Here is an 11,690-nt window from a genome sequence, read left to right on the forward strand (position 1 = left end):
TCGCGCCAGGGAAGGCAAGTCTTCAGGGACGGTAATCCCGCTCCTCGTAGTCGAACCAGGCGAAGTCGGCCGGCAGGCCCGCGCCGCTCATGTCCTGGCACGCCACGCCCACGAACGCGCCGGTGAAGTTGGGCAGGCCCGGCGCCGTCGCCTCATCCGACAGGATCGACGCATCGAACGCCTGCGGCAGCCATTCCCAGGTCACGCCGTCCAGGCTCCAGCCGAACCGCAGCCGCTCATAGTCCACCTCGACCCGCAGATGCATCGGCCCTTCCGGCAGCGGGATCGGCGGGGTGAAGCCGTCGGCCTGCGGTGAGTCCGGCAGGGCCGACATCACCCGCAGATGCCTGCCCGCCGTCTCGTCATGGCTGACATGCAGGTAGTGGAACTTGGTCCCGCCGTAGTAACAGACCAGCCCCGCCGCCTGCTGGAAATGTCGGGGATCGAAGTCGATCAGGGTCGCCGCCGAATAGCACAGCGCCTGCTGCCGGCGGGCGACCAGGGCTTGGCGGAACTGGCTGCCGATGGTCTCCCGCCCGAACAGCCGCAGCCAGCCGGGCCGGGCCGTGGTGCTGAACAGCTCCTCCGGGAACGGCGAGCGCAGCCATTGGAAGTCGATGGGCAGGCCGGCCTCGAAGGTCGACCTCACCGGCGTCGGCGCGAAGGGATGGGCGGGCAGGTCGGGCGCCGCGGGATTCAGCTCCGCGACCCCCTGGCCGTCCAGGGTGCGCAGCCAGCCGTCCTCGTCCCAGACCATCTTCTGGATCGCCGTCTCGCGTCCCAGCACGCAGCGTCCGCGATTGGGCAGCGGCCGTCCGCACAGATAGACCATCCAGGTCTCGCCCCCCGGCGTCTCCACCAGGTCCGCATGTCCGGCCCGCTGCAACGGCGCGTCCGGCCGCAGGCGCGACGACAGGATGTAGGTGTCGGGGTGCAGCTCGTACGGACCCAGCAGGTCGCGCGACCGCGCCATGGTCACCGCGTGGTTCCAGCCGGTCCCGCCCTCGGCGGTCAGCAGGTAATACCAGCCGTCGCGCCGATAGATGTGCGGCGCCTCGGTGAGGCCCAGCGGCGTCCCTTCGAAGATCCCCCTTCGCTCGCCGATCAGCCGCTGCTCGGCCGGCGAATACTCCTGCGCCACGATGCCGGCGAAGCGGTTCTTCCCCGCCCGGTGGTCCCACAGCATGTTGACCAGCCACTTGCGGCCGTCGTCGTCATGGAACAGCGACGGATCGAAGCCGCTGCTGTTCAGATAGACCGGATCGGACCACGGCCCATGGATCGACGGCGCGGTGACCAGATAGTTGTGGAAGTCCCGCAGCGACGCGCCCGACGCCCCCGCCGTGGTCGTGCGGCCGTACCGCTTCACGTCCGTGTAGATCAGGTGGAACAGTCCGTCGGCGTAGGTCAGGCACGGCGCCCACACCCCGCAACTGTCCGGCGCGCCCAGGATGTTCAGCTGGCTGGCCCGCTCCAGCGGCCGCTTGATCAGCCGCCAGTTCACCAGGTCACGAGAGTGGTGAATCTGCACCCCCGGGAACCACTCGAAGGTGGAGGTGGCGATGTAATAGTCCTCGCCCACGCGGACGATGGACGGGTCGGGGTTGAACCCCGGCAAGATCGGATTGCGGATCATGGCTCAGACGGTGAGGGGCGGGGGAACGGCGGGGGATCTGATCATACGGGCGGGGTCTTGGACCAGGGTCCACAGCAGCACCACGCCCACCAGGTCGAGCACGCCCAGGGCGATGAAGAACGGATCGTAGCCGACGGTGGCGACCAGCCCGCCGATCAGCAGCGAGAAGATCAGCACCCCGAAATTGCCGAAGGTCCCGGCCATGCCGGCGACCGTGGCCACCTCGCTCTTGCGGAACAGGTCCGACGACATGGTGATCACCGTCACCGACAGGGTCTGGTGCGCGAACCCGCCCAGGCATAGCAGGGCGATGGCGGCGTAGGCGCTTTCGACTTGGCCGACGAAGGCCATGCCGGTCATCAGCACCGCCCCCACCGTGAAGGCCCCGCGCCGGGCGTTGATCAGGCTGACCCCGCGGCGTTGCAGGAACAGGGCGACCGTCGGCCCGAACAGGCAGCCCAGGTCCGCCGCCACGAACGGCAGCCAGGCGAACAGGGCGATCTGCTTCAGATCAAAGCCCCGCGCCATGGCCAGATACAGCGGCGCCCAGAAGGCCAGCGTCCCCCACACCGGGTCGGCCAGGAAGCGGGGCAGGGCGATGCCCCAGAAGTTGCGCTGCTTCAGGATGTGGGCCAGGGACGGCCGGCTCCGCGTCGCGTCCAGGTGCTGTTCCTGTCCGGCGGCGATGTAGTCGCGCTCCTCGTCCGACAGGCGCGGGTGCTTGGTCGGCGGCTGGTAGAATTTCAGCCACAGCGTTACCCAGATCAGGCCCAGCACGCCGGTGACCACGAAGGCCGCGCGCCAGTTCCAGCTCAGGATCGCCCAGGCGACCAGCGGCGGCGCCAGCATCGAACCGACCGACGCGCCGATGTTGTAGACGCCGCCGGCCATGCCGCGTTCCTTGGCCGGGAACCACTCGGACACCGCCTTCATCCCCGCCGGATTGGCCGAACCCTCCGCCAGGCCCAGCAACCCGCGCAGGCCTGCCAGCATCGGCCAGTTGTTGGCCAGGCCGTGGGCCATGGTGATCAGGGACCAGGCCGTGGCGAACAGAGCGAACCCGGTCTTCAGTCCGATCACGTCCAGCACATAGCCGCACACCGGCTGCAGCATGATCCCCAGCTGGAAGGCGGCGGTAATCCAGCCGTACTCCTTGGTGGTGATGTCCAGCTCGCCCAGCACCGTCGGGGCGGCCACGCCCAGGGTCGCGCGCGTCAGGTAGTTGACGATGGCGCCCAGCATGATCAGCCCGATCATCCACCAGCGCAGGGCCTTAAGGGCCTTCATGAAGCTTTTCCTCGCCTATCGCCGTCTGACGCGGCATTGTTTGCGTTACCGGTACCAAAGGTCTTGATTGGTCTGACCTTGTGGTTCACAACGTCTGACAACGCCCGGCGATAGACAAGGGCGATTAGGGAAAAACGTCGTCGCTGAGACCAAAAGACCGGCGACGCTAGGAGGGAAGCATGCTGACGCGTCGCGCCTGCCTGAGCCTGTCCGCGGGCTTCGTCGCCGCTGGCCTGATCGGCCCGCGCGCCCAGGCGCAGGAGGCGTCGCTCTCCGACCTCGCCAAGGCCAAGGGCCTCAATTTCGGTACGGCCATCGGGACCGGCAAGCCATTCGAGGACGCCCGCTACCGCGAGATCATCATCCGTGAGTGCGGCATGCTCGTCCCGGAGAACGAGCTGAAGTGGTACGTCCTGCGACCGGACGACAAGACCTTCGCATTCGGCCGCGCCGACCAGCTCGCCGCCTTCGCCAAGCAGCACGGCATGATCCTGCGCGGCCACACCCTGCTGTGGCATCACCCCCGCTGGTTCCCCGCCTGGCTCAACGACTACGACTTCGGCTCCCGTCCCGCGGCGAAGGCCGAGGCCATGCTCAGCCAGCATATCCGCCACGTCTGCGCCCGCTATCCGCAGATCCGCTCGTGGAACGTGATCAACGAGACGGTCAACGACAAGACGGGGGAGCTGCGCGAAACCTCCCTATCCAAGGCCATGGGCCAGGGCGTGCTGGAGGCGTCTTTCCACCTGGCGCGCGAGGCCGCGCCGAACGCGAAGCTGGCCTACAACGACTACATGGGCTGGAACGCCAGCGATGCGAAGCACCGCGACGGCGTCCTGCGCCTGCTGGAGCGGTTGAAGAAGAACGGCGCCCCGGTGGACGTCCTCGGCATCCAGAGCCATCTGGGCGTCGGCCAGGGCGATCAGGTCACCGGCGCCGGCGCCCGCCAGGAACGCGAGTGGCGACGCTTCATCGATGAGGCCGTGGGCATGGGCTACGACCTCGCCCTCACCGAGTTCGACGTCAACGACAAGGCCCTTCCGGCCGATATTCCCTCCCGCGACCAGGCCGTGGCCGATGAGGCCAAGGCCTTCCTCGACCTGATGCTCAGCTACCCTCAGACCAAGGAGGTCCTCGCCTGGGGCATGGGCGATCAATATTCATGGCTGCAGGGCACGACCCCGCGTCCCGACAACCTGCCCAAGCGCCCCTCGCTGAATGGCGCCGACTACCAGGCGAAGCCGCTGCGCGAGGCGTTCGCCGCCGCCTTCCGCGCCGCCCCGGAACGCAAGCCGTGGGCCTAAGGCGCGTTCTCCTGCTGGCGTCGGCCATCGCCGCGACGACGACCGCCGCCCAGGCGGCGGAGGCGCGGTTCGAGCGGTTCAGCTATTCGGGCTCCGACCCGGTCTCGGCGACGTTGAAGCCGGGGGCGGGCGACTACCGCAATCCAATCCTCGCCGGCTTCTATCCGGACCCGTCGATCACCCAGGTCGGCGGCGACTACTATCTGGTCAATTCGACCTTCGCCTACTTCCCCGGCATCCCGGTCTTCCACAGCCGCGACCTGGTGAACTGGACCCAGATCGCAAACGCCATCGACCGGCCAGAGCAGCTGAAGTTCGATGGCCTGCGCACCTCGCGCGGGGTCTTCGCCCCGGCGATCGAGCATCACGACGGCCTGTTCTACATCGCCAACACCTGCATCGACTGCGGCGGCAACTTCATCATCACGGCCAAGGACCCGGCCGGCCCCTGGTCCGATCCCGCCTGGCTGCCGGACTTCGACGGCATCGACCCGTCCCTGTTCTTCGACGCCGACGGCCGCGCCTGGCTGGTCAACAACGGACCGCCGGAGGGGACGCCACTTTACGAAGGCCACCGCGCCATCTGGATTTAGCGATTCGATCCGAAGGCCATGAAGCTGACGGGGCCCCGCCGGGTGCTGGTCAACGGCGGTGTCGACCTGAGCAAGAAGCCGATCTGGGCCGAGGGGCCGCATCTCTTCAAGCGGGGCGACTGGTACTACCTGATCGCCGCCGAGGGCGGCACGGCGGAGGGGCATTCCCAGACCGTCTATCGCGCCCGCACCCTGGACGGGCCGTTCGTCCCCTGGGACCGCAACCCGATCCTGACCCAGCGCCACCTGCCCCAGAATCGGCCGTTCCCGATCACTTCCGCCGGCCATGCCGACTTCGTGCAGACCGCCAATGGCGACTGGTGGAGCATCTTCCTGGCCACGCGGCCCTATGGCGGCGACCATTACAACACCGGCCGCGAGACCTTCCTGCTGCCGGTGACCTGGACCGACGACGGCTGGCCCTCGATCCTCACCGGCGATGCGGTGATCCCGGCGGTCCATAAACGCCCCGTCCTGCCGGCCCAGCCCGCGCCCAAGAGCCCGACCCACGGCGACTTCGCGGTGGTCGATGAATTCGATGGCCCGGCCCTGCCGCCTTACTGGCTGACCATCCGCACGCCGAATTCCCGGTGGTGGCGTCTGACGGACGGCGCCCTGGCGCTCGACGCCCGACCCGACGGGGTCGGCGACCTGTCCGCCCAGCCGTCCTTCTGGGGCCGCCGCCAGCAGCACGCCCACATGACCGCCTCGACGACCGTGCGGTTCAGTCCGCAGCGCGACGGCGACAAGGCCGGTCTGCTGGCCCTGCAGAACGACGAGTATTTCTTCTTCCTCGGCCTGGCACGCGATGGCGGCCGCGACGTCGTCCGGCTGGAGCGCCGCGCCGGCAAGGCCGCGCCGCGGGTCGTCGCTTCCGCCCCCGTGACCCTCGCGCCTGGCGCGCCGCTCGACCTGAAGGTCGAGGCGCGGGGCGGAACCTACGCCTTTTCCTATGCCGCCGAGCCCGGCCGCTGGACCGTCCTCGCCAAGGACGTCGACGGCCGGATCCTCAGCACCAAGACCGCCGGCGGCTTCGTCGGCGCCCTGATCGGCCCCTACGCACAGAGCGGCCGCTAACTTCAGATGGAGACCCGTCCCATGACCATGACCCGCCGCCATCTGGGCGTCAGCCTCGCCGCCCTGACCGTCGCCGCCGTCGGCCCCCGCGCCCTCGCCGCGCCGGCGCCGCTCTATAAAGACCCCCGCCAACCGGTGGACGCGCGGGTGAAGGATCTGCTTGGCCGCATGACCCTGGAGGAGAAGGCCGCTCAGCTGATCGGCATCTGGCTGACCAAGGCCAATATCCAGAACGACGTGGGCGATTTCTCGCCGGCCAATGCGACCAAGAACTTCCCCCACGGCCTGGGCCAGATCTCCCGTCCGTCCGACCGTCGCGGCATCAAGCCGCCGTCGGTGGTGGGCGCCGCCGCGGGGGCCGAGGCCGACGCCGTCAACCGCAACGCGCCCGAGACCGCCCGCTACATCAACGCCGCCCAGAAGTGGTCGATGGAGAACACCCGCCTCGGCATTCCCATGCTGATGCACGACGAGGCCCTGCACGGCTATGTGGCCCGCGACGCCACCAGCTTCCCCCAGGCCATCGCGCTGGCCTCCAGCTTCGACACCGCCCTGGTCGAGCAGGTCTTCGCCTGCGCCGCGCGCGAGATGCGGGCCCGGGGCTCCAACATGGCCCTGTCCCCCGTCGTCGACGTGGCCCGCGACCCGCGCTGGGGCCGCATCGAGGAGACCTTCGGCGAGGACCCGCATGTCTGCGCCGAGATGGGCCTGGCCGCCATCCGCGGCTTCCAGGGCAAGACCCTGCCGCTGGCGCCCGACAAGGTGTTCGTCACCCTCAAGCACATGACCGGCCATGGCCAGCCGGAGAACGGCACCAATGTCGGCCCGGCCCAGATCGCCGAACGCACCCTGCGCGAGAACTTCTTCCCGCCGTTCGAACGGGCGGTGAGCGAATTGCCGGTGCGCTCGGTCATGCCCTCCTACAACGAGATCGACGGCGTGCCGTCCCACGCCAACCGCTGGCTGCTGACCGACATCCTGCGCAAGGAGTGGGGCTACCAAGGCTCGGTCCAGAGCGACTACTTCGCCATCAAGGAGCTGATCAGCCGCCACAAGCTGACCGACCAGCTGTCGGACACGGCGGTGATGGCCATGAACGCCGGCGTCGATGTGGAGCTGCCGGACGGCGAGGCCTACGCCCTGCTGCCTGAGCTCGTGCGCTCCGGCCGCATCCCTCACGCCCAGGTCGACGCCGCCGTGGCCCGCGTCCTGACCATGAAGTTCGAGGGCGGCTTCTTCGAGAACCCCTATGCGGACGAGAAGACCGCCGAAGCCAAGACCGCGACCCCGGCCTCCGTCGCCCTGGCGCGCGAAGCGGCCCGCAAGTCCGTGGTCTTGCTGAAGAACGACAAGGGCCTGCTGCCGCTGGATGCAGGCAAGGTCGGCCGCGTCGCCCTGCTGGGCACCCATGCGCGCGACACGCCGATCGGGGGCTATTCCGATATCCCGCGCCATGTGGTCAGCATCCTCGAAGGGCTGCAGGCCGAGGCCAAGGGCAAGTTCCAGCTCGACTACGCCGAGGCCGTCCGCATCACCGAGAGCCGTTCCTGGTCGGGCGACGTGGTCAAGCTGGTCGACCCGGCGGTGAACGCCAAGCTGATCGCCGAGGCGGTGGAGACGGCGAAGAAGGCCGACGTGGTCATCATGGTCCTCGGCGACAACGAGCAGACCAGCCGCGAGGCCTGGGCCGACAATCATCTGGGCGACCGCGACAGCCTGGACCTGATCGGCCAGCAGAACGACCTGGCCAAGGCGATCTTCGATCTGGGCAAGCCGACCATCGTCTTCCTGCTCAACGGCCGTCCGCTGTCGATCAACCTGCTGGCCGAGCGCGCCGACGCCATTGTCGAGGGCTGGTATCTGGGCGAGCAGACCGGCTTCGCCGCCGCCGACATCCTGTTTGGCCGCGCCAATCCGGGCGGCAAGCTGCCGGTCAGCATCGCCCGCGATGTCGGCCAGCTGCCGATCTATTACAACCGCAAGCCCACGGCCCGCCGGGGCTACCTGCTGGGTGATGTCACCCCGCTCTATCCGTTCGGATTCGGCCTCAGCTACACGACCTTCGACGTCTCCGCCCCGCGCCTGGCCAAGAGCCGGATCGCCATGGGCGAGAAGGTCCGCGTCGAGGTCGACGTGACCAACACCGGCAAGCGCGCCGGCGACGAGGTGGTCCAGCTCTACGTCCGCGACGTGGCCGCCTCGGTCACCCGTCCGCTGCTGGAGCTGAAGCACTTCCAGCGCGTCACCCTGGCGCCCGGCGCTAAGACCACGGTCGCCTTCGAGATCGCGCCTTCGGACCTGTGGTTCTGGAACCTGGAGATGAAGCGCGTGGTCGAGCCGGGCGCCTTCACCATCATGGCCGGCGCCAACTCCGTGGACCTGAAGTCGACGACCCTGACGGTGGCCTGATGTTTCGCGCGCTTCTGATCGCCGGGGTCATGGCTGTCGCCATGTCCCCGACCCTGGCGCGCGCCTGCGCGGCGCCGGTCTCGGTCTGCGCCAAGGACGGCGGCGGCAGCTTTCCCTTGATCCGCGCCGGCAAGGCGGCGGGGGTCTATGTGGATGCGGGCGCCGATCCGGCGGTGCGCCACGTGGCCGACAGCTTCGCCGCCGACCTGCAGCGGGTCAGCGGCCACGCCGCGCCCCGCGTGACGGACATCGCGGCGGCCAGCGGCGACCTCGTGGTCATCGGCGTGCGCGGCGCGAGCCCCGTGATCGACGCTCTGGTCCGCAAAGGAAAGATCAAGGCCGACGACCTCGCCGGCCAGTGGGAGGCCTATCGCCAGATCGTGGTCGAGCGGCCGTTCCCCGGCGTGCCTCGCGCCCTGGTGATCGTCGGCTCCGACCGTCGCGGCGCGGTGTTCGGCGCCTATGACCTGTCCGAGAAGATCGGCGTCTCGCCCTGGCATTGGTTCGCCGACGTGCCGACCGAGCGGAAGTCGAACGTCTTCGTCACCCCCGGCGATCGCCGCGACCAGCCCCAGGTCCGCTATCGCGGCTTCTTCATCAATGACGAGGACCCGGCCTTCGGGACTTGGTCGAAGACCAAGTTCGGCGGCCCCAACGCGAAGATGTACGCCCACGTCTTCGAGCTGCTGCTCCGCCTGAAGGGCAACTACCTGTGGCCGGCCATGTGGCAGCCGCGCGCCTTCAACGCTGATGATCCGCAGAATAAGGTGGCGGCCGACCAGATGGGCGTGGTCATGGGGACCTCGCACCACGAGCCCCTGACCCGCGCCCACGACGAATGGAGCCGCTTCAAAGGCGGCGCCTGGGACTACGCCAGGAACGGCGACAAGCTGCGCGAGTTCTGGCGCGGCGGCGTCGAGCGGATGATGTCCATGGGCGACGGCCAGCCTTACGAGAACCTGGTCACCATCGGCATGCGCGGCGATGGCGACGAGGCCATGGGCGAGGAGACCGCCATCGGCCTGATGGAGAACATCGTCGCCGACCAGCGCAGGATCATCGCCGACGTCACCGGCGAGCCGGCCGAGAAGACGCCCCAGGTCTGGGCCCTCTACAAGGAGGTGCAGGATTATTACGACCGGGGCATGAAGGTCCCCGACGACGTCATCCTGCTGTTCGCGGACGACAACTGGGGCCAGGTCCGCCGCCTGCCGACCACGGACCCCGAGCGGGCCGCTGGCTACGGCGTCTATTACCACTTCGACTATGTGGGGGCGCCGCGGAACTACAAGTGGCTCAACACCGTCCAGAACGAGAAGACCTGGCAGCAGATGGACCTCGCCTGGCGCAAGGGCGCGCGGGCCCTGTGGATCGTCAATGTCGGCGACATCAAGCCCATGGAGTTCCCGCTCAGCTTCTTCATGAAGCAGGCCTGGAATCCCGAAGCCATGACGCCCGAGGCCCTGGCCCGCTATCCGGAGACCTGGGCGCGCGAGGCGTTCGGCCCGGCCCACGCCGCCAAGATCGGCGCCATCCTCACCCGCTACGGCCAGCTCGCCGGCCGCCGCAAGCCGGAGCTGATCACCGCCGACAGCTTCCCCCTCGGCCCCGACGGGGAGGCGCTGGATGGGGGTGAGTTCGGGGTCATGGTCGACGAGTGGCGCGCCCTGAAGGCCGATGTCGCGCGGGTGAAGGCGTCTATCACGCCCGCCCAGTCGGACGCTTTCTTCCAGCTGGTCGAGCATCCGGTGGCGGCCATGTCGAACCTGTACGAGCTCTACTACGCCGCCGCCTGGAATCATCGCCTAGCGGCCAAGGGCGACGCCCGCGCCGACCTGTTCGCCGACCAGGTCGAAGCCGCCTTCAAAGCGGACAAAGCCATCACCGCCGCCTATCACGCCCTGAACGGCGGCAAGTGGGACGGCATGATGCTGCAGACCCACTTCGGCTACACCAACTGGCAGCAGCCGCCCGCCGATGTGATGCCCGCCGTCACCCGCGTGGGCGGAACGCCGAAGGCCCTGGTCTTCGCCAGGCCGACCCCGCCGTTCGCTCCCGGCGTCGTCGCCGTGGAGGCTCCGGACTTCACCCGAGCCGTCGGCGGCGCCGGGCTAGACTGGAAGGTCGTGCCGCACCTCGGCCGGACCAAGGGCTCCGTCGTCGCCCTGCCGCAGGGCCGCCCCGCCACCACCCAGGCCGACGGCGTGCGCCTGGAGTACGCCATCCCCGTGGCCGAGACCGGCGATCTGGCGGTGGAGCTGCACCTGTCGCCGACCCTGGACCCCACCGGCCGCAATCAGCTGCGTATAGGCGTTTCTTTGGATGACGGGCCGATGCAGGTGATCACCGACAGCCTGATCCCCGCGCCCACTGACACCCGCACCCAGCAGCAGCGCGACTGGAACAAGGCGGTGATGGACAACGCACGCGTAGTGCGCGCCAGCTTCCCCGCCGTCGCCGCCGGCGCGCATGTGGTCAAGGTCTGGCGCCTCGACGACAATGTGGTGCTGCAGAAGGTCGTGGCCGGAACGCGGCCGGCCCCGGCGTCCTATCTGGGCGTCGCGGCCCGCTAGGCTAGATCGCCACCCGCTTGGCGATGGCGCTGCGGCGGGCCTTGGTCTCCTGCTGGGCTTTCTGCAGGGCCTCGGTCTCGGTGGCGTGCAGCAGGTGCTCGATCACCCGTTCCAGGTGGTCGCGCATGGCCTGGCGAGCGGCCACCGGGTCTCGGGCGCGCAGGGCGTTCAGCACCCGCTGGTGCTCGGCCGCGCGCGGCTCCAGCCCCAGGCCGCGGGCCCGGACCAGGATGTTGCGCGCCAGGGGCGAGCGGTTGCGCAGCTCCCACAGGTTCTCGACCGTGGCGGCGATGGCCCCGTTGCCCGTGGCCCGCGCGATCAGCAGGTGGAAGTCGCGGTCGGCGTCCTCGCCCTTGATCTCTTCCTGGGAGGTCATCAGCGCCAGCAGGCGCTCCAGCTCCGCCAGGTCTTCCTCGTCGATAGTGGTGGCGGCCAGGGCGGCGGCCTCGCCTTCGAACAGGCGGCGGGCCTCGATCAGCTCAAAGGCGCCGATTTCGAAATCCCAGGAGGTGGTCATCGGTCGCGCGCCGCCGGTCACATAGATGCCCAGCCCGTGGCGGGCCTCGACCATGCCCAGCATCTCCAGCGCGATCATCGCCTCGCGCAGGGTGGGTCGGCTGACGCCGAACTGCTCGGCCAGCTCACGCTCGGTCGGCAGGCGGTCGCCCACCTTGTAGTTTCCGCCCTCGATCTCCTCGGCGATGGAGTCGGCGATGCGGCGATAGAGCTTGTTGCTGGCGGTCATGGTCGGGGCCGGAGCGAGGTAAGATGACTCCCGCTAGCATAGGTCAGCTTTCCAGTCGCCGCCAAT

Annotated in this window: 7 protein-coding genes and 1 pseudogene; 5 read left to right on the forward strand and 3 right to left on the reverse strand. The window is 68.9% G+C overall.

The annotated features are described in order from the left end of the window. Positions 1–22 precede the first annotated feature (22 nt). Together ABOZ73_RS11950 and ABOZ73_RS11955 are read right to left on the reverse strand one after the other, a co-directional pair. Complete coding sequence (locus tag ABOZ73_RS11950) at positions 23–1,636, reverse strand: glycoside hydrolase family 43 protein (RefSeq protein WP_369058374.1); 1,614 nt, start codon at positions 1,634–1,636, stop codon at positions 23–25. Between the two features lie 3 nt (positions 1,637–1,639). Then, the gene (locus ABOZ73_RS11955) at positions 1,640–2,923 is read right to left on the reverse strand and encodes an MFS transporter (RefSeq protein ID WP_369058375.1); all 1,284 of its coding nucleotides are present in this window, start codon (positions 2,921–2,923) and stop codon (positions 1,640–1,642) included. A gap of 179 nt (positions 2,924–3,102) precedes the next feature. On the opposite strand from ABOZ73_RS11955, the gene ABOZ73_RS11960 reads away from it, so the two are divergent. The 5 genes and pseudogenes from ABOZ73_RS11960 (at position 3,103) to ABOZ73_RS11980 (ending at position 10,879) form a co-directional block, all read left to right on the forward strand. Further along, a complete protein-coding gene (locus ABOZ73_RS11960; protein WP_369058376.1) occupies positions 3,103–4,227 on the forward strand; it encodes an endo-1,4-beta-xylanase in 1,125 nt (374 codons plus the stop codon). Further along, positions 4,218–5,183 (forward strand): annotated as a pseudogene (locus ABOZ73_RS11965) (glycoside hydrolase family 43 protein); the annotation flags it as partial. The gene ABOZ73_RS11960 and the pseudogene ABOZ73_RS11965, both read left to right, overlap by 10 nt. 159 nt (positions 5,184–5,342) lie before the next feature. After that, positions 5,343–5,897 carry a hypothetical protein gene (locus ABOZ73_RS11970; RefSeq protein WP_369062531.1) on the forward strand — a complete coding sequence of 185 codons (555 nt, stop codon included), beginning with the start codon at positions 5,343–5,345 and terminating at the stop codon, positions 5,895–5,897. A 6-nt stretch (positions 5,898–5,903) separates the two neighbouring features. After that, on the forward strand, positions 5,904–8,306 hold the full coding sequence (locus tag ABOZ73_RS11975; RefSeq protein WP_369058377.1) for a glycoside hydrolase family 3 N-terminal domain-containing protein: 2,403 nt from the start codon (positions 5,904–5,906) through the stop codon (positions 8,304–8,306). Beyond that, positions 8,306–10,879 carry a glycosyl hydrolase 115 family protein gene (locus tag ABOZ73_RS11980; RefSeq protein ID WP_369058378.1) on the forward strand — a complete coding sequence of 858 codons (2,574 nt, stop codon included), beginning with the start codon at positions 8,306–8,308 and terminating at the stop codon, positions 10,877–10,879. The genes ABOZ73_RS11975 and ABOZ73_RS11980 overlap by 1 nt, the downstream gene beginning before the upstream one ends. Position 10,880: 1 nt before the next feature. On the opposite strand, the gene ABOZ73_RS11985 is transcribed toward ABOZ73_RS11980, so the two are convergent. Beyond that, positions 10,881–11,624 carry a FadR/GntR family transcriptional regulator gene (locus ABOZ73_RS11985; protein WP_369058379.1) on the reverse strand — a complete coding sequence of 248 codons (744 nt, stop codon included), beginning with the start codon at positions 11,622–11,624 and terminating at the stop codon, positions 10,881–10,883. Positions 11,625–11,690 lie beyond the last annotated feature (66 nt).

The sequence above is a fragment of the Caulobacter sp. 73W genome (assembly GCF_041021955.1).
In the GTDB taxonomy this organism is placed as follows: Bacteria; Pseudomonadota; Alphaproteobacteria; order Caulobacterales; family Caulobacteraceae; genus Caulobacter.